The sequence below is a fragment of the Mangrovibacterium sp. genome (genome assembly GCF_041596335.1).
Classification (GTDB): Bacteria; Bacteroidota; Bacteroidia; order Bacteroidales; family Prolixibacteraceae; genus Mangrovibacterium.
On record NZ_JBFHIT010000077.1, the window covers coordinates 1 to 17,413 of the forward strand.

17 protein-coding genes are annotated in these 17,413 nt (G+C 42.7%); 12 read left to right on the forward strand and 5 right to left on the reverse strand.

All coding sequences use genetic code 11. The annotated features are described in order from the left end of the window. Positions 1-220 precede the first annotated feature (220 nt). The gene (truA, locus tag ABZD21_RS18270; RefSeq protein WP_372776569.1) at positions 221-985 is read left to right on the forward strand and encodes a tRNA pseudouridine(38-40) synthase TruA; all 765 of its coding nucleotides are present in this window, start codon (positions 221-223) and stop codon (positions 983-985) included. A gap of 4 nt (positions 986-989) precedes the next feature. Here truA and ABZD21_RS18275 read toward each other — a convergent pair whose 3' ends face one another. Beyond that, entirely contained in the window at positions 990-1,859 is an 870-nt protein-coding gene (locus tag ABZD21_RS18275) for a transglutaminase-like domain-containing protein (RefSeq protein ID WP_372776570.1), read from the reverse strand. A gap of 27 nt (positions 1,860-1,886) precedes the next feature. Continuing rightward, positions 1,887-2,756: a nucleoside phosphorylase gene (locus ABZD21_RS18280; RefSeq protein WP_372776571.1), complete on the reverse strand. Its 870-nt coding sequence runs from the start codon at positions 2,754-2,756 to the stop codon at positions 1,887-1,889. A 160-nt stretch (positions 2,757-2,916) separates the two neighbouring features. Between ABZD21_RS18280 and ABZD21_RS18285 the strand changes: the two genes are divergently transcribed. After that, positions 2,917-3,732 carry a prohibitin family protein gene (locus ABZD21_RS18285; RefSeq protein WP_372776572.1) on the forward strand — a complete coding sequence of 272 codons (816 nt, stop codon included), beginning with the start codon at positions 2,917-2,919 and terminating at the stop codon, positions 3,730-3,732. Positions 3,733-3,791: 59 nt separating this feature from the next. Then, a complete protein-coding gene (locus ABZD21_RS18290) occupies positions 3,792-4,286 on the forward strand; it encodes a PaaI family thioesterase (protein WP_372776573.1) in 495 nt (164 codons plus the stop codon). Here ABZD21_RS18290 and ABZD21_RS18295 read toward each other — a convergent pair. Next, positions 4,283-4,558 carry a hypothetical protein gene (locus tag ABZD21_RS18295; RefSeq protein WP_372776574.1) on the reverse strand — a complete coding sequence of 92 codons (276 nt, stop codon included), beginning with the start codon at positions 4,556-4,558 and terminating at the stop codon, positions 4,283-4,285. The two genes, ABZD21_RS18290 and ABZD21_RS18295, sit on opposite strands and share 4 nt — an antisense overlap. A 330-nt stretch (positions 4,559-4,888) precedes the next feature. Between ABZD21_RS18295 and ABZD21_RS18300 the strand changes: the two genes are divergently transcribed. From ABZD21_RS18300 to ABZD21_RS18325, 6 genes are all read left to right on the forward strand, one after another. Further along, the gene (locus ABZD21_RS18300; protein ID WP_372776575.1) at positions 4,889-5,464 is read left to right on the forward strand and encodes an RNA polymerase sigma factor; all 576 of its coding nucleotides are present in this window, start codon (positions 4,889-4,891) and stop codon (positions 5,462-5,464) included. 37 nt (positions 5,465-5,501) lie between these two features. Continuing rightward, positions 5,502-5,930, forward strand: coding sequence for an anti-sigma factor (locus tag ABZD21_RS18305; RefSeq protein WP_372776576.1), 429 nt, complete (start codon positions 5,502-5,504; stop codon positions 5,928-5,930). Further along, positions 5,930-6,448, forward strand: coding sequence for a hypothetical protein (locus ABZD21_RS18310; protein WP_372776577.1), 519 nt, complete (start codon positions 5,930-5,932; stop codon positions 6,446-6,448). The genes ABZD21_RS18305 and ABZD21_RS18310 overlap by 1 nt, the downstream gene beginning before the upstream one ends. 170 nt (positions 6,449-6,618) lie before the next feature. Further along, positions 6,619-7,086, forward strand: a complete 468-nt coding sequence (locus ABZD21_RS18315) for a hypothetical protein (RefSeq protein ID WP_372776578.1) — start codon at positions 6,619-6,621, stop codon at positions 7,084-7,086. A gap of 11 nt (positions 7,087-7,097) precedes the next feature. Continuing rightward, positions 7,098-7,790: a DUF2202 domain-containing protein gene (locus ABZD21_RS18320; RefSeq protein WP_372776579.1), complete on the forward strand. Its 693-nt coding sequence runs from the start codon at positions 7,098-7,100 to the stop codon at positions 7,788-7,790. 418 nt (positions 7,791-8,208) lie between these two features. Beyond that, entirely contained in the window at positions 8,209-9,747 is a 1,539-nt protein-coding gene (locus ABZD21_RS18325) for an arylsulfatase (protein WP_372776580.1), read from the forward strand. Between the two features lie 108 nt (positions 9,748-9,855). Here ABZD21_RS18325 and ABZD21_RS18330 read toward each other — a convergent pair whose 3' ends face one another. Further along, positions 9,856-10,347, reverse strand: a complete 492-nt coding sequence (locus ABZD21_RS18330; protein WP_372776581.1) for a thioredoxin family protein — start codon at positions 10,345-10,347, stop codon at positions 9,856-9,858. 242 nt (positions 10,348-10,589) lie between these two features. On the opposite strand from ABZD21_RS18330, the gene ABZD21_RS18335 reads away from it, so the two are divergent. The 3 genes from ABZD21_RS18335 (at position 10,590) to ABZD21_RS18345 (ending at position 15,348) form a co-directional block, all read left to right on the forward strand. After that, positions 10,590-11,279 (forward strand): NigD-like C-terminal domain-containing protein, encoded by a 690-nt coding sequence (locus tag ABZD21_RS18335; protein WP_372776582.1) that lies wholly within the window; start codon positions 10,590-10,592, stop codon positions 11,277-11,279. Positions 11,280-11,517: 238 nt separating this feature from the next. Further along, positions 11,518-13,545: a prolyl oligopeptidase family serine peptidase gene (locus tag ABZD21_RS18340; RefSeq protein ID WP_372776583.1), complete on the forward strand. Its 2,028-nt coding sequence runs from the start codon at positions 11,518-11,520 to the stop codon at positions 13,543-13,545. A 600-nt stretch (positions 13,546-14,145) separates the two neighbouring features. After that, entirely contained in the window at positions 14,146-15,348 is a 1,203-nt protein-coding gene (locus tag ABZD21_RS18345; protein ID WP_372776584.1) for a PLP-dependent aminotransferase family protein, read from the forward strand. Positions 15,349-15,390: 42 nt separating this feature from the next. Here the strand turns inward: ABZD21_RS18345 and ABZD21_RS18350 are convergent. After that, on the reverse strand, positions 15,391-17,413 hold a 2,023-nt coding region (locus tag ABZD21_RS18350; protein WP_372776585.1), incomplete at its 5' end, for a DNA topoisomerase.

A 17,413-nucleotide genomic window follows, 5' to 3' on the forward strand; every position in this document is an offset into this window, starting at 1 on the left:
GATTCGTTCATTGAGCTCACGAATATCAACTGCTTGATTCATATTTCTTAGATTCTATATTGTATTTTTGGTTGACGAAATTAGTGTTTGAGACTCCAAAAAAGGGTATAACTTTGTTAAAGATTGTTAAGTTAATTACCCTTGAAATGAGCCGTAAATTTAATATTTTCGGCCTTTCTAAAGTCAGACTTTTCAAATTTTTTAATTAAACCTGCAGCAATTGAAACAGCGATATTTTATGGAGTTGGCCTACAACGGCACTCGCTACCACGGATGGCAAATTCAGCCAAACGCGAAAAGTGTGCAAGAAGATTTGGAACGTGCATTGAGCACCATTTGTCGGGATGAGATTGGGGTAACCGGCGCCGGACGGACTGATACCGGAGTGCATGCCAGCTATTATGTCGCTCATTTCGACTCGGAGGATCAAGGCCTCGATTTAGAGAGTTTTTGTTATAAGTTGAATAGCTTTTTAGGTCGCGATATTGTGATCTTCAGGCTTACCAAGGTTGAAGCAGAAGCGCACGCACGCTTTGGCGCCGTTTCCCGAACTTATCAATACTACATCAATCAACGCAAAGATCCATTTGTTCAGGAATCATCGTGGTATTTTGGACGTCCTTTAAACATTGATTTAATGAATGAGGCTTGTCGCGTGTTGTTTGAGTTTGTCGATTTTACCAGTTTCAGCAAATTGCACACCGACGTTAAGACCAATAATTGTAAAATTTATCAGGCAGAATGGGCGCAGGAAGGGCATCGCTTAATTTTCACGATTAAAGCCGATCGATTTTTACGCAATATGGTTCGGGCAATTGTCGGAACTTTGGTTGCAGTGGGGCAGGGAAAGATGACAGTTGCCGGTTTTCGACAAGTTATTGAGCAAAAAGATCGGGGAGCAGCCGGCGTTTCGGCTCCGGCTGAAGGGCTTTTTCTGACCGATATCGCTTATCCGGAAAACACGTTCGTACGGACAGTCGGGTAGCTGATTATTCCAATAATCCAGCGATAAAACTCAGGTCGTTTACCTTTTCATTCTGGCCAACAAGTTCGTATGATTCAATGAGATTTTTAATCAATAGTTTGATGATTTTACGGTCTTCGCATGGCGTAGTCAACACCGACTCATCGATTGTTTCGTTTTTCTTCATGAAATATTCGATTTCCTTTCGTCCGATGATTGCTCCGTTGTTTGCCGGGTTGATGTAAAAAAGAACGTTCGAATCGTAATCGTCGCCCATGGCCTTTCGGGCCACTTCCTGATCGATATAGGCAAGAAGTGGGTTTTGCGGAAAATCAATAATCTGAATCGGAAATCCGAGATCGCGTGCAACTAAGGCATATAGAATAGTGAGTGAAATGGCATTTCCTTTCCTGGTCTCCAGCAATTGATTGAGGTAGCAATTTTGGGGTAGCTGTAGGTTATTTGCGTTCAGCGAAAACTTGTTAACATCAAATAAAATGTGGTTCAGAACAGTGATTTTTTCGATTGAAGTCAGCCGATTGTTAATTTCGAGCCACACATCGCTGGCAATTTTTTTCAGTTGACTCCGGATGCTTTTTTCTTTTAATTCGGGATATTGGTATTTGCTAAGGAGAAAAAAACCTTCAAATAAATCGACACTCTCTTTTGTTGACCAGCTTTGAATTTTACGGCTGGTTTCCCGAAATTGGATTTGTTGAATGAGATTTTCAATCCGATTCTGCATCAGTTCATCCAAACTGGTTTCCCAAACGTTTTCCAGCTCATCAGTTCGTAGGTCTTCTTCTTTGAGTAGTTCCTTTTCAACCAGTTTGAAAACTGCTTCATCCGGGTCGTCGAGTAGTGAAATTAAGGCTTGAAGTTTTTCACGTTCCATAGGTTCGTCTTATTTGCGGAAGATAAATTATTCTGTCAATTTATCCAAAACCAACTGAATTAGCTTCTTCATTTGAGGGTGATATTCTCCGTTCGCCTGTTTACTCAGTCGATTAGCGATAATCAGGCAAACTGTCAGTGCCCGATGCCCCAGTAAGGCCGAAAGCCCATATATCGCCGAGCATTCCATTTCGTAATTGGTGATTTTATTCCCTTCGAAGCTGAAGCTTTCAATTTTGGAATTGATATCCGGATCAACGATCGGAAGTCGCACTACGCGACCCTGTGGACCATAAAATCCCGGGGCCGAAATTGTCACTCCCGAGGTGAAGTTCTCATCATTTATTTTATCAAAAAGTTCGTCAGAAGCATTTACAACGTAGGGTGCTGTCAGTAATTCGTTCCATTTTACATGATTTTTAAATGCCATCTCAAACATTTGGTCCGACACCTGGTTGCGGCCGGCATAGAAGTTAAGTAAACCATCGAAGCCAATTGCTTTGCGAGAAATAACAAAGGAGTTTACATCTAAAAAGGGCTGTAGTCCGCCTGAAGTTCCGATTCGGATAATGTTTAGCGAACGTTTTTTACTTTTTATTTCCCGGGTTGTAAAATCGATGTTTACCAAAGCATCCAACTCATTGAGAACGATGTCTATATTGTCGGTTCCGATTCCGGTAGAAATAACGGTAATCCGTTTTTCATTGTACCAACCGGTTAGGCTAACAAATTCGCGGTTACGAACAGTGAGTTCAACCCTTGAGAAAAGGGATGCAATTAACTCAACGCGACCCGGATCGCCTACCATAATGATTTGGTCTGCAATTTGTTCGGGTTTTAAATGGAGGTGAAAAATACTCCCGTCGGGGTTGATTATAAGCTCTGAAGAACCGATCATAAAGCGTCGTTTGTTGGTTGAATAAGGCCAAATCTAGTTAAAAATAAGTCGATTGTCAAAGTAATATTTGTTATCCCCGATGACGAACATTTCAACTCGCTTTTGTTTAATTGGGTACAATTGTTTAATATCGTATAATTATATTGAAAACTTACAAAATATGGATAACCTGAAAAAATCGTATTTAATTTTTGCAGCCATTGGTCTGCTCGTTTTAGTGTTTTTTGGAAGCAGCATGTTCTATACGCTGAACCCGGGAGAGCGCGGTATTGTTTTCCGGCCTTTTAGCGGCGGTCTGGATAAGGAAGACATCTACATGCCCGGGTTTCATTTAGTGGCTCCCTGGAATGATTTAATTGTGTATGACGTGAAAGAACAACAGCGCGAAGAAACGATGGATGTACTGGATAAAAACGGCTTGTCAATCAATGTCGATGTATCGGTTCGTTTCAATCCTGTTTATAATAAAATCGGCACCTTGCATGAAATTTTTGGCATCCGCTATATCGATCAGTTGATTGTGCCGGAGGTTCGTTCGATGGTTCGGCAGGTAGCCGGTCGTTATAGTGCAGAAGAAATTTATTCAACCAAACGCAGCGAAGTAGAACAGGCTGTAATTGAGGAGACAAAGGTAATTCTGGAAAAGAACAATATTGATATGCGCGCCTTGCTGATTCGTTCAATCAATTTGCCTGATCAAATTCGGATCGCGATTGAAAACAAGCTTAAAACGGAGCAGGAAGCCTTAGCATACCAGTTCCGTTTAACACGTGAAACATCGGAGGCTGAACGGAAGCGGATTGAAGCCGAAGGTATCGCGGCGTTCAACCAGATTATCAATTCCAGTTTAACAAAGAACATTTTGACTCAACGTGGAATAGAAGCGACGTTGGAACTTGCTAAATCGCAAAACGCAAAAGTTGTTGTGGTCGGAAGTAGTGAAGAAGGTCTTCCACTGATTTTAGGAAATAACTAGACATTAAATAAGACAGCAGCCGGTTGGGATTTTCCTCGCCGGCTTTTTTTTTGCAAAGCATGAGAAAAATAGTAAATGTTCATCGTAACGATGACCCCGAACTGTACCAATGTATTGGTTGTTCGCCTCATAACCCGATCGGGTTAAAACTAGAGTTTTGGGAAGATGGCGACGAGTTGTATTGCGAATGGGAACCAATTCCGCATTTTATGGGATGGGTGAATGTGTTACATGGAGGGATTCAAGCCACCATGCTTGATGAAATAGCAGCATGGGTGGTTTACGTGAAATGCGGTACGGCTGGAGTTACTACTTCATTGACTACGAAATATAAAGAGCCGGTTTACACGAATGCAGGTAAAATTTATTTGCGTGCCAAGCTAGTGGAAACGCAGAAACGATTGGCTAAGATACAGGCGCAAATCTGGAACGACGAAGGGAAACTGTGTACAGAGGCAGAGGTGACGTATTTTATTTATCCCGAACGCATTGCCCGGGAAAAATTTCACTATCCCGGGCTGGAAGCTTTTTTTGAATCGAAACCGGACGTTTAGTCCATTTTTTCCAACAAGTGAGTCGATTTTTTCCGAATGATCGAGTTTAATCCGGAATCCGAATTTTCAAGTTTTGTTTCTTTCGGAGGAGCAATGTGAAGCGTTTTCTGTTCGTCAGTTTCTTCAATTTCAACTGGTGTTTCCACTTGCTCTTTGGTCGTAGAAATTGAATTTTTATCCTGTTGACTATTTTGAGCGGACTCAATATTTTGAGACATTTTCAACCCCAGTAAATAGAAAATTGAGGAGGTTAGAATAACTGTTTTTATCATTTCGGTTCAAAATTTCACTAAAATTAGGGATTTCTCAGTGCTACGGATGAAAATTTCGTTAAAAAGATTAAATATGGCGGTAAAGTTTTCATATTCATGGGTAAAACATGATAAAACGCAGGGTTTTAGGGCTGGTGTTTTATGGGTTTCTACTCTAACCCAAATTTGAGAATATACTTTTAGTCGTTGCGGTCCATTAGTTCTGCCGAAAAATTACGAAATTGAATGACTGTTTTTCTTTTGAAAAAAAACAGCTGATGATTTAACGAAATTCACCGCAAGGTTTGCGTTCCATTGGTGTCAAAATTCAAAAAAACACTTAATCATTTCATGACAGATCAGGAACTGGTAGATCAGATTTCTAAAGGCAGCGAGAAAGCCTTTCGGCTTTTGGTGGAAGAACATCAGTTAATGGTGTTTCGTACCTGTTTAGGGTTTGTTCAGAATCGGGATGATGCTGAGGATTTGGCGCAGGAAATTTTCGTGGAAGTCTATCATGCGCTGCAGCAATTTCGTGGCGACTCAAAGCTGTCGACCTGGATTTACCGGATTGCTGTTAACCGTTCGTTGAATTTTATTCGGAATAATAAACGACGTCGCTTTTTTCAGTCGATCGGACTGCGATTTCAAGGCGATACGAATCGGGATGTTGAAGACGAAAGCTGGCGTTCCAGACCCGATCAGGAAGTTGAAAATGACCAAAAAAGAGCGAGACTGAAGCAGGCTATAAACAGCCTGCCAGAGCGACAACGCGTAGCTTTTACACTCAGCAAGCTCGACGATCTTTCGTATCAGGATATTGCAGAAGTGATGGGGCTTTCGATATCTTCTGTTGAATCATTAATTCACCGGGCGAAACTGGGGTTGCAGAAAAAACTATATGCATGGTATAAAAATGGGGGATAGCTCCGCAAGTTTTATAATGAAAACGTGTCAATAAACTATGACGAAGCAAAATCATAATACGATTCGCGACAAGCTGATTTTCTACCTGGAAGGTAGTTTGTCGGAAGCTGAACACAACGAAATTGAGGCTCATCTTGATTTGTGCGCCGACTGTCGGGCTCTGTTTGCAGAGCTGAAATCGACTCTCCGTATTTTGGAGGAGAATCAAAAACAGTCGCCGGGTTCATATTTTTATGCCGGTGTGAAAAATAGAATAGATGCCCGACAATCCACTAAGTCATTTGCTTTAACCAGAGTTTTGCAGCCGGTTTTGGTCGTTTTTTTGCTGGTGGTGGGAATCCGTTTCGGGATCTGGATTGGCGACCAGACTCAAGCGGATAGCGTGCAGACTGAAACTGCTGTTTTAGTTCCTTTCGACGATTTGTCGGAAGAGCCAATTGAACAATTTCTTTTAAATTTTGAGTGATGTTTAGAAACGTAAAAATATTGAGCTGGCTGGTCGTCATCTTATTAGCTACCAATTTGGCAACTATTGCGACGGTTTTTTACCATACACGGCAAAACCATTTGGCGCAGACCATAAAAGCCGAACCCGAAGTACAGGGCGATTACCGAACTCGTTTTTTCAACGAACAATTAGGTTTGAGCAGCGAGCAGTTAATTCCGTTTCGCGACGCCAATCGAAAATTTAACAGGAAGGCAAGGGGAATTACCGAAAATATGAGTGAACTGCGCACTGAAATGCTGAATGAGCTTTTTTCTGATTCTGTCGATATTGAAAAGCTTCAGGAAATAGCACGCGGAGTAGGGAATAGACACGAACAGTTGAAAATGGCCACTTGTGATTTGTATATCGAATTAAAATCAATCTGTAACGACCAGCAAAAAGCGGAGCTGGCCGTAATTTTTCAATCGATGCTAAATAGTGACGAGCGAGTGAATCTTCCAGGAAAGCAACGCAGAAATGGTAAAAGGAATCAGTAGTGGCGGGTTATTACCAGGGAATTCTGAATCGATAAATCGGTTCAGAATTTTTTTTTGAAGAAATTAGAGCAACCAGCACAAGTTTCTGTTTCCAACTGTGTCAAAGCAGTAAACCCTTCCTTTTCGGAAGAATAGTAGAAACGAACTAGAAATTTTAAAAAACACAAGTTATGAAAACAACAATTGGAATTTTTGCAGTGATTTTAATGGTGGCTTCGAATTTTCAGGCAGAAGCACAAAAAGTAAAAAGGAATTCATGTGTAAGCGGGATTTCAAATCTCACAGAGGAACAAAAAAGCTCAATCACAGAGCTTGAAAGCAGTTACCAGACACAAATGGCCGATTTCCGCACTCAAAGGCAAGCAACGACCGATGCAACGACAAAAGCAAATATCCGGGAGAAAATGCTGGTCGCCCGCAACGCACATCAAAATGCTGTGAAAGCGTTATTAAATGAAGATCAGCAAAAAGAATTTACCAGCTGGCAGGAAATCAATCAGAAAAACCGGAGCAATAAAGCCAATTCAAAAGGCAAGCGTAACGGTAAGGGAAATGGTGCCGGTAACACCAATGGTCAGGGACAAAGCAGAGCTGGAAACGGACAAGGTAACGGAACCTGTGTTGTAACTAACGAATAGGAGGGACTGCTATGTATCGTCCATCAGTTAAGTTATTTGCACTCCTGCTCGCGTTGTTTGCCTTTACGCAAAATCAAGCTTGTGCGACAAATCGGTTAGTACCAAAAACGACCGGCGGCTCGAGTGTTGCTGTTGATTCGATTTCTGAAGAAGTGAAATCAGGAATGCTACATATGCGGGAAGAGGAAAAGATGGCGCACGACTTGTACACCGAGTTCTACAAACAATATGAAATGCGCATATTTAGCAATATTTCGCAAAGTGAATCAACACATATGAACGCGATGTTGATGCTTTTGGAAACCTACGAAATGAAAGATCCAGCAAGTGATCAAACCGGCGTTTTCAATAATTCCGGTTTGCAAGCTGTTTACAACAGGCTGTTAGCCGATGGGAAGCTATCCTTGGTTGATGCTTTAAAAAGCGGGGCTTATGTTGAAGAACTCGATATTCTGGATTTGGAAAAGCAGCTCGAAATGGTGTCGAATGAGCAAATTAAACAGGTCTATTCGAATTTACTGCGGGCAAGTCGGAATCACTTGCGGGCGTTCACCCGGGTTCTGGCTAACAAGGGTGTCGATTACAAACCGGTGCTCATGACCACTGAGCATTTTTCTGAAATTATTGAAAGCGAACAGGAATCTGGTAACAAAGGTCGGAAAGGTGGTTTTGGACATGGACGAAGCAGAGGGAATTGTAAGTAATTATTGCTTTGCTGTTCGGATTGAATTGGGGCTTAAATGCAAGGAGATTGGAAGCAAATTTAGTGTGTTGCCAGTCGTTCATGTCGAATAGCACATTGTAATACTGGGTGTTGGCTGGTCGGTTTTCATAAAAAACTGCCAGCCATTTCTTTGTGGCATTGATCGGTTTTGATTAATCGCGACAACGCAGAATTATTCTACCCCGTTAAATTAAAGTGGCAAAAAAATACAAGTTCTGGCTAATTGAACGTTGATAGGTACTCGATCCCCAATAAACACGAAAACATTTCGTTTTTAGGAAGTAAAACCCCACTTTCGTAGAAGCAGAAGCAGCAGTTTTTATTCGTACGGTTTGCGAAATAGAAACCCTACGATTTTGTATCTGTGTTAAACGTTGAGTACTATTAATCTTTCCAAAATGAAAAAGGCGATATTCTTTATTCTGTTCGTTGCTTTTAATATTCTGGCCTGTTCGGCCCCAAAAACGGCCACTTCAAAACCCAACATCATTTTAATTTGTGCCGACGATTTAGGATGGTCGGATATTGGTTGCTACGGAAGTGAAATTGAAACACCAAATCTCGATCGATTGGCGCAGGAAGGCATGCGTTTTACCCAGTTTCACAACACCTCCAAATGCTTTCCTTCCAGAGCTTCGCTGTTAACCGGTGTTTATGCGCATGATTGCGGATACGATCAGAAATATTCGCAGCCCATTAAAAACGCGGTAACCATTGGCGAAGTTCTTCGGGAAGCAGGTTATTCAACCTATTGGAGTGGGAAACATCACGGGGTAGAGAATCCAATTTACAGGGGGTTCGATCGTTACTACGGATTGAAAGATGGCTGTTGTAATTATTTTAATCCGGGAAAGCAACGCGAAGGGGAAGCCAAGCCCGCACAAAAATCAGCAAAAAGAGAATGGTGTATTGATAGTACCGAGTATGTCGGTTACACACCCAACGAAAAAGACTTTTATACGACTGATTATTTCACCAGTTATGCCATTGACTTCATCAATGACGCGTCGGCTGCGGAAAAGCCATTTTTCCTTTACCTGGCCTACACCGCCCCGCATGATCCGTTGATGGCATGGCCTGAGGATATCCAAAAATACAAGGGGAAATACAATGTTGGATACGAAAAAATAAGGGCGGCCAGGTATGAAAAACAATCGAAAAATGGATTGATCGACCGCACTTACGTACTTTCGGAGCCTACATTTACCGCCTGGGACAAACTTGATGAGCGGGAAAAAGACTTGGAAGCTCAAAAAATGGAAGTTTATGCGGCTATGATCGATCGCATGGATCAAAATATTGGTCGGGTACTGAGTGAGCTGAAGCGGTTGGGGCAGCTCGATAATTCCATCATTCTGTTTATGTCCGACAATGGAGCGTCGGCTGAGGTAGTGAACCTTGAAAATGATAATGATTCGGGGGTAATTGGAGGGATTGACCGTTGGGTTTCGTTGGGCGAAAACTGGGCCAATGTGAGCAATACTCCTTTTCGGTTTTACAAAACATACAGCTACGAAGGTGGAATAAATACGCCGCTGATTGCCTGGTGGCCAAACAAAATAAAAGCAAATTCGAAATCGGATTTTACCGGTCATTTTGTTGATATTATGCCAACGCTAATTGAAATAGCGGGAGCAGAATATCCAGTAAAATTTAACGGACAGGAAATCACTCCTCAACGGGGAATAAGTTTGATGCCCACGATGAAAAGGGAGACGATTGAACGCAGCAGTCCTATTTTCTGGCAATGGCACACAGGACGTGCAATGGTATACAACGGATGGAAGATTGTGAAACACGGAGAAGACCAGCCTTGGGATTTGTACAATATTGAACAAGATCCAACTGAACGAGTGAATCTGGCGAAAGACTATCCTGAAAAAACGAAGGAGTTAGATGCGATGTTTGCCAAATGGATTTTGCAATACGTCAATTAAATAGAAGGCCATAGTCTGATCATTTGCAAAATGATTGGTTCTGATTGATAAACTAAAAAGGGCAGCAGATAGCTGTCCTTTAGTCAAATAAAGAGGTGATATTTTACATCATTGCTTGGGCGCCAATAAGTGTTGCTCGATATTGTCGACGAACATTTGTCTCGTTTGCTCATTCGTACGACCAATACCGGCAGTCATCATGGGTTTGCCTTCTACCGGGATATACAAAAATGCAGGAATGCTGGTAATGCCAAACACCGACGCTAATTCGCGTTCACGTTGGGTATCAATTTTGTAAACCGTGATTTTACCATTGTATTCTTTAGCAACATCTTCCAAAATTGGGCCGGCAACTTTACACGGTCCACACCAATCGGCGTAAAAGTCTATAATGACTGGTTTGTCACCTAAAAACTTCCATTCATTCGGTGATTTTTCGTAGTCCCATACTTCCTTCAAAAACTGTTCTTTCTCAATCAGGCTGACAACTTTCGTGTTCTCATCGCCATTTGTTTGTTCAGATTTGTCTTTTTTCCCGTCTGTAGCGCAACTAACAAGGCTCAGGATACTCAGACTCATGATGATTATAAATTGCTTCATATATTCTCCTTTTATAAAACGTTTTTGTGCGTCGGGTTTTAATTTCTTAAAGCAAATATAAGTTCTTCAGGCAATTTGAAGCAAAAATTCTTCACAATAAATGTAAAAATATCTAGATATGTCACTTTGTGGTTTTAGTATAACGCGCAACCTTTTCTCATCGTATGCATCTATATGTTGTAGTTGCATTTTATTCATGAATTAACGATTTCTATAAAAACCGATAAAATGAAGAATAGGTTATGAAAAAGGTGTTGAAAATTAGTTTGATTTTAATGACAGCTTTTTGCATTGCAAGCTGTGGTTTTGATGACGACGACGAATGCTCGTTGAGTAATATTTGGGTTGACTTTGGGTTGATTGAGTCGGGTGCGGAAGGGGCTGATTTTAAGATTCATGTGGACGATGGTTATTCCATTGTGCCGGTAAATTTGAATCAGATCGATATTGAGACGTTTACGAACGATGTCCGCGTAATTGTCAACTACACGGTGGTTGGCGAGAAGGTCGTAACCGACGGTGAGGAACAGTACAATGCCAAAATAAACTCACTACGAAAGGTACTCTACAAGGGAGTTTTAGACATCACCTCCGAAATTGAAGACAGTATCGGAAACGACCCGATTCATGTTAAAGAGGTTTGGACTAAGGATCATATGCTGAACTTTCAGTTGCAGTACTATGGGAATTCACAAATTCATTTTATTAATCTGGTAAAAACACCGGGGGAAATAACGGAGGAAGATTTGCCACTGGAACTGGAATTGCGACACAACAACAATAACGATCTGCAGTCGTACGCCATGTCGGCATTTGTAACTTTCGATTTATCGGATTTGCAGCTGACCGACCGGGATTCGCTCAATTACATTGTGCGAGCGACTGATTTCGACGGGACAGAGTTCAGCTATGAGGGAGTTTATAAGTATTGATTGAGAGTTACTTGCAATTTTGTAAAACCGACCCTGCCTAAATGAAGGTGGGGTTTTCTTTTTTCTGGAAATTTTCAAACTTCCCCGATAAAATGGCTGGGAGAATAAGATTCATCCTTTTTTTAGTGTTGTGAAAACCGTAATTTGCGGATCCTGAAATTTTTAACAGTTTATGAGAAATATCTATGTTTTACTTGTCACGGCATTATTACTGAATGCGTGTACTAAACCCCAAACAATGAGTGATGTAAGCAAGAGCTTTGTGCCTGAAACTCCAACCTTGGATTCAGATGTGATGACACCGGAAGTGCTTTGGTCTTTTGGTCGAGTCGGAAATAGTTCTTTATCTCCCGATGGCAAAACAGTACTTTTTGCGGTAACCTATTTCAATATTGAAGAGAATAAAGGCTACCGCGAGCTATATACTGTCCCTGCTGGAGGCGGAAAAGTAGTTCAACTTACCAATACGGCTTCCAATGAATCGGAACCGATGTGGAGACCCGACGGAAAGCGAATCGGTTTTATTTCGTCGGCAACAGAAAGTAGTCAACTTTGGGAAATGAATTCCGATGGTTCTCACCCCGAGCAAATTACCGACATTGAAGGTGGAATTGAAGGATTTAAGTACGCTCCCGATTCGAAGAGAATTGCTTATGTGAAAAAGGTAAAACTGGATGAAACGATCAACGATATGTTTCCCGATCTGCCCAAAGCGAACGCTCGTTTGGAAACGGATCTAATGTACCGGCATTGGGATCAATGGCACGACTATACCTACAAGCATATCTTCATTGCCGAAATAACTAATGACCGCATTACCGGAGGAAAAGATATTTTGGAAGGTGAAAAATTTGACGCGCCCGGTCGTCCATTTGATGGGACAGAACAGATTACCTGGAGTCCGGATAGCAGGTTGCTCGTATATTCGTGCAAAAAGCTCACCGGGAAGGCTTATGCTGAAAGTACCAATTCAGATTTGTATGCTTACGATTTGGAAAGTGGTGAAACCAGAAACCTAACACCTGAACACAAAGGTTACGACAAAAACCCAACATTCTCACCCGACGGCAAACAGTTGGCTTGGACTAGTATGGAGCGCGATGGCTACGAAGCGGATCAAACTCGATTGTTTGTTATGAACATGGAGACAGGTGACGAAAAAAATTACTCGGCCAACTGGGAGCAGAATGCAGAGCACTTAAGCTGGAGTCGCGATGGTCAGGCGATTTATTTTATCAGCGATATTCATGCGACAGATGAGATTTATCGTTTGAGTTTGGCTGACGGACAGATGCAGCGTGTTACCGACGGAGTTCACAACTATCAAACTGTTGAAGAAACGACGGATGGCAAGTTGGTGGCTACAAAAGTATCTATGTCGCAACCGGCTGAATTGTATTTGGTTGATGCAGCGACAGGAAAAGATGAGCCGCTGACAGCAGTAAATAAAGGCTTGTTGGATCAGTTGAAAATGGGAAAAGTAGAACGTCGCTGGGTGAAGACCGTTGACGATAAAGACATGTTGGTTTGGGTTATTTATCCGCCCCATTTCGATCCCAATAAAAAATATCCAACATTGCTATATTGTCAAGGGGGGCCTCAGGGAACTGTCAGCCAGTTTTGGTCGTACCGTTGGAACTTCCAAATGATGGCGGCCAACGAGTATATTATTGTTGCTCCAAACCGTCGCGGCTTGCCCGGTTTTGGTATGGAGTGGCTGGAGCAAATCAGCAAAGATTATGGTGGCTTAAACATTCAGGATTACCTGTCAGCAATTGATGAAGTTGCCAAAGAACCGTACGTTGATGCCGATCGCTTGGGAGCAATTGGTGCCAGTTATGGCGGTTTCTCGGTAAACTTCCTGGCAGGGCACAACGAAAGCAACCGCTTTAAGGCATTCATTTCTCATTGTGGTATCTTTAACTTCGACCAGATGTATGTGACGACAGAAGAAATGTGGTTCGAAAACTGGGATATTGGTGGCCCGTATTGGGACAAATCAAATGCCGCGGCACAACGCTCATACACTTTTTCGCCGCACTTGTTTGTCGATAAATGGAACGCGCCAATCTTGGTGATTCATGGCGAGAAGGATTTCCGAATTCCCTATACGCAAGGAATGGGAGCCTTCAACGCGGCCGTATTGCGTGATGTACCGGCACAGTTTTTATTCTTCCCCGAAGAAAACCACTGGGTGTCTTCGGCCCAAAACGGAATTGTTTGGCAGCGGGTATTTAAAAACTGGCTGGATAAATGGCTGAAATAATCAAACAAAAATAGACTGCTGATGATGGGGCCATTTCTTTCACGAATTGGCCCCATTCTATTTCCAATAAAAGATCATCTGTGTTCGATTGTTGTTTGCCTGCCTGTTCTTGGAGTAGCAACCGCTGTCGGATAGGTTGATCGGAGATTTACTTCGTTTGGATGCAGGTTTTGAATACGAAGGACCCGAATGTTAAGTCAAATTACGTCAATTTAAATTCTTCTTCTTTAAAATGGAAAATTTGGGGTGAGGCGATTGTCGGCTCAAAATTTAATTTTCCTTTGTAAAACAATGATGACAAATTCAATTCATATTCTCGTCGTAGCAGTCGCGGTCACCGCGATTTGATTGGGAAGAGTATGGATTGTTAAGATATTTAAACTTATAATGTGAGCCATTCTCTTCGGAGAATGGCTTTTTTATTTTAATATGAATCGAACGTTTAGCCATACAGTTGTCGCGAATATTGCGCTTGTCCGCGTGGTGCCACCCACTTAGGACCGGGATTGTATTGCTTTTGCAAAGCCCTTTCCGATGTGGTCAGCCCTCGGAAAGGGCTTTTTTGTTGTGTGCGAATATAAATCTTATAAATAGCCATTTATGAAAAATGAATTTCTTGAGGAGAAGTTTTCACAGCAGTATCGAAACATTCCTGTTTCATTTGTTCGGAGTATTTTAAACGCAGTTGGGCAGAAGGAAATGATTTCCTTTGCCGGGGGTTTACCCAACCCATTGTTGTTTCCGGTTGAGGCGTTGGCCGAAAGTACACAAGCGGTCATGGCCGGTTCCGGGCGTGCTATTCTTCAGTATGCCGGCTCGCTGGGGTATTATCCGCTTCGCGAATGGATTGCCAATCGCTACAGTGCGAAATACAACATGACGATTTCACCCGAAACGGTCGTAATTACGAATGGTTCGCAGCAGGCTATCGATATCGTGTCGAAATTGTTTATAAACCCGGGAGATGGCGTGATTTTAGAAAAACCAAGCTATTTGGGAGCCATACAAGCCATGTCCGGCTATTTGCCCGATTTTCGGGAAGTTGATTTGGACGAAGATGGAGCCAATCTGACCCAGGTTGAACACCTGTTTCTGAATGACGATATAAAGCTGATGTATGCTGTAACGAATGCACAGAATCCATCAGGGATTAGTTACTCGGCCGAAAAACGGAACGATTTGGCCATGTTGCTTCGACGCTATAATCAGTTTTTGTTGGAAGATGATCCGTACAATGAGATTTGTTTTGAGGGCGAATTTCCAGATCCGGTGAGGAAGTTTGCACCCAACCATGTTGCCTGGACGGGCTCGTTTTCGAAGATGGTTGCTCCTGGGTTGCGTAATGGCTGGGTGGTGCTGCCTCCGGCATTGGTTCCTCATTTCGACAAAGCCAAACAATCGGCCGATTTGCATGCCAATAACTTAACGCAATATGTGTTGCACCACTTCCTGACAAACAATGATTTGGATGTCCATTTGCAGCGGATTCGGGAAAAGTATGCAGAACAGGCCGGATTTATGATCGAGGCATTAAAACGAAATCTTCCCGACGAAATCAGAATTACGAAGCCGACCGGAGGAATGTTCGTTTGGTTGACCTTGCCCGAAGGCTTGCGATCTGATGAACTGATTCAGCAAACCATGAAGCGGGGAGTGATATTTGTTCCCGGAAATTCATTTTATACCAAAGGGCAGGGGAGTCAACACATCCGACTGAATTTTACCAATGCCGAACCAGCCGATATTGAAAAAGGGGTTAAGATTATGGCCGATGAAATGAAAAAATTGCTTTGCGCGGTCTAGAACTTTAGAGCTTTACAAGGGCGACGTTTTTGAAAGAAAATGTCAACCTTGTAAAGCGATCTCAAACGGAACCCGGAAATTACAGCCCGATTTAAAGTTGGTACAGCCGTATGCCGTTTTGCCTTTCACTATTTTACCAACATTGCATTTCGGACACAGGCTGTCGTCTTTAATCTCCGTTTGAAGGACAATTTCATCGTTTTCGTTTAAAATCAGTTTCCCGTCAATTTTCAGATCTTCGTAGCTAAAGCCTTTAATTAGTGGACTTTTCTTTTTGCCGGCAAAGGTTGAAATTTGCTTGTCGGTTAATTTCTTTCCGAATAAATTAAACGGAATGGTAAAACGGCAACCGTCTTTCCATTCGGAACAACCATAGGCCGATTTTCCTTTCAAAAGTTTGCCTTTACCACATTTCGGGCAACTGATGTCTTCGTCGGCTTTGGCCTGTGCTGCTTCTTTTTTCTTTTGCTTTGCTTCTTCTTTAGCTTTGGCTTTCAGCGTTTCCTCATCTTCTAAAATGGTGATTGTTCTTTTTGGCGAATATTTTACCTGCTGAATAACTTCGGTCACCATGTTTTTCATTTCCTCCATGAACTGGGTAATCTGCACTTCACCATCTTCTATTTGGCGCAACTTACGTTCCCACTGTCCGGTTAGCTCGGCCGATTTTAGCAGGTCGTTTTCAATACTTTGAATGAGGTCTACACCGGTTGGGGTTGCTACCAGCCGTTTGCGTTCTTTTTGTATGTATCGGCGCCGGAACAGCGTTTCTATAATATTTGCCCGTGTTGATGGCCGGCCAATACCGTTTTCCTTCATTAATTCGCGCAGTTCTTCATCGTCCATATTTTTGCCGGCTGTTTCCATGGCGCGCAAGAGTGTTGCTTCGGTAAAATACTGCGGTGGCTGGGTTTGCTTTTCCTGCAAATCGGGTTGATGGGGACCGTGTTCGCCGGTTGAAAAGGCAGGAAGAATCCGGTCGTCGCTGTTGTCGTCTTTGTCTTCATTCTGAAAAACAACACGCCAGCCCGGTTCCAAAATTTGCTTGCCGGTGGCTTTGAAATTGTGCTCACCAATCGTGGCTTCAACGCTTGTGTTGGCCACTTTACAATCGGGATAAAATACACCAATAAATCGTTTGCACACCAAATCAAAGACCTTGCGTTCAGCATCACTCAGGTCAATTCGGTTTTGCCCGGTAGGAATGATAGCATGGTGATCGGTGATTTTTTTGTTGTCGAACACTTTCTTCGATTTGCGGATTTTCCCGGCATCCAAAATCGGCTGGGTGAGGTTCTCGTAGCCCTTCATGTTTTTCAGGGTCGCCGGTACTTTTTTGTAAATATCGTCCGACAAAAAAGTGGTATCTACGCGGGGGTAGGTGGTTACTTTCTTTTCGTATAACGATTGAATGGTTCGCAACGTATCGTCGGCGCTCATGCTAAATTTCCGGTTGCACTCAATTTGTAGTGAAGTCAGGTCGAATAGCCGTGGCGGATGTTCGTTACTGTTTTTGGTTTCAATATTACCGATGTAGAGGTCGATTCCCGAAATCGCTTCCAATACCGTTTGCGCGTCTTCGGGTTTCTGAAAACGCCCGCTGGTAGCCGAAAATACCGTGTCGCGATAAGTGGTTTTGATTTCCCAATACGGTACAGGTTTGAAGTTTTCAATTTCCAGTTGGCGCTCAACAATCATCGCCAATGTGGGGGTTTGCACCCGACCGATTGACAGCACCTGCTTATTTTGGCCGTACTTGAGGGTGTACGCCCGGGTGGCATTCATCCCCAAAAGCCAGTCGCCAATAGCTCTGGCGCTGCCCGCTTCGTAAAGCTTGTCGAATTCGGCACTATCCAGCAATTTTTCAAATCCTTCGCGAATGGCCTCTTCGGTTAACGATGAAATCCATAGTCGTTTGATTGGCGCTTTATTTTGAGCTTTGGTGTGTACCCAACGCTGAATGAGCTCTCCCTCTTGTCCGGCATCACCGCAGTTGATAATCTCGTCAGCTTCGGTGATCAACTTTTCGAGAATGCCAAATTGCTTTTTCACGCCACCGTCGTCA

Bases quoted from the DNA above. Each gene is read 5' to 3' on its own strand.
- ABZD21_RS18275 (WP_372776570.1), bottom strand. From the start codon at position 1,859: ATGGAACGTGAAAAACTTCAAGCCTTAATTTCACTACTCGACGACCCG.
- ABZD21_RS18280 (WP_372776571.1), bottom strand. From the start codon at position 2,756: ATGATCGGTTCTTCAGAGCTTATAATCAACCCCGACGGGAGTATTTTT.
- ABZD21_RS18285 (WP_372776572.1), top strand. From the start codon at position 2,917: ATGGATAACCTGAAAAAATCGTATTTAATTTTTGCAGCCATTGGTCTG.
- ABZD21_RS18290 (WP_372776573.1), top strand. From the start codon at position 3,792: ATGAGAAAAATAGTAAATGTTCATCGTAACGATGACCCCGAACTGTAC.
- ABZD21_RS18295 (WP_372776574.1), bottom strand. From the start codon at position 4,558: ATGATAAAAACAGTTATTCTAACCTCCTCAATTTTCTATTTACTGGGG.
- ABZD21_RS18300 (WP_372776575.1), top strand. From the start codon at position 4,889: ATGACAGATCAGGAACTGGTAGATCAGATTTCTAAAGGCAGCGAGAAA.
- ABZD21_RS18305 (WP_372776576.1), top strand. From the start codon at position 5,502: ATGACGAAGCAAAATCATAATACGATTCGCGACAAGCTGATTTTCTAC.
- ABZD21_RS18310 (WP_372776577.1), top strand. From the start codon at position 5,930: ATGTTTAGAAACGTAAAAATATTGAGCTGGCTGGTCGTCATCTTATTA.
- ABZD21_RS18315 (WP_372776578.1), top strand. From the start codon at position 6,619: ATGAAAACAACAATTGGAATTTTTGCAGTGATTTTAATGGTGGCTTCG.
- ABZD21_RS18320 (WP_372776579.1), top strand. From the start codon at position 7,098: ATGTATCGTCCATCAGTTAAGTTATTTGCACTCCTGCTCGCGTTGTTT.
- ABZD21_RS18325 (WP_372776580.1), top strand. From the start codon at position 8,209: ATGAAAAAGGCGATATTCTTTATTCTGTTCGTTGCTTTTAATATTCTG.
- ABZD21_RS18330 (WP_372776581.1), bottom strand. From the start codon at position 10,347: ATGAAGCAATTTATAATCATCATGAGTCTGAGTATCCTGAGCCTTGTT.
- ABZD21_RS18335 (WP_372776582.1), top strand. From the start codon at position 10,590: ATGAAAAAGGTGTTGAAAATTAGTTTGATTTTAATGACAGCTTTTTGC.
- ABZD21_RS18340 (WP_372776583.1), top strand. From the start codon at position 11,518: ATGAGTGATGTAAGCAAGAGCTTTGTGCCTGAAACTCCAACCTTGGAT.
- ABZD21_RS18345 (WP_372776584.1), top strand. From the start codon at position 14,146: ATGAAAAATGAATTTCTTGAGGAGAAGTTTTCACAGCAGTATCGAAAC.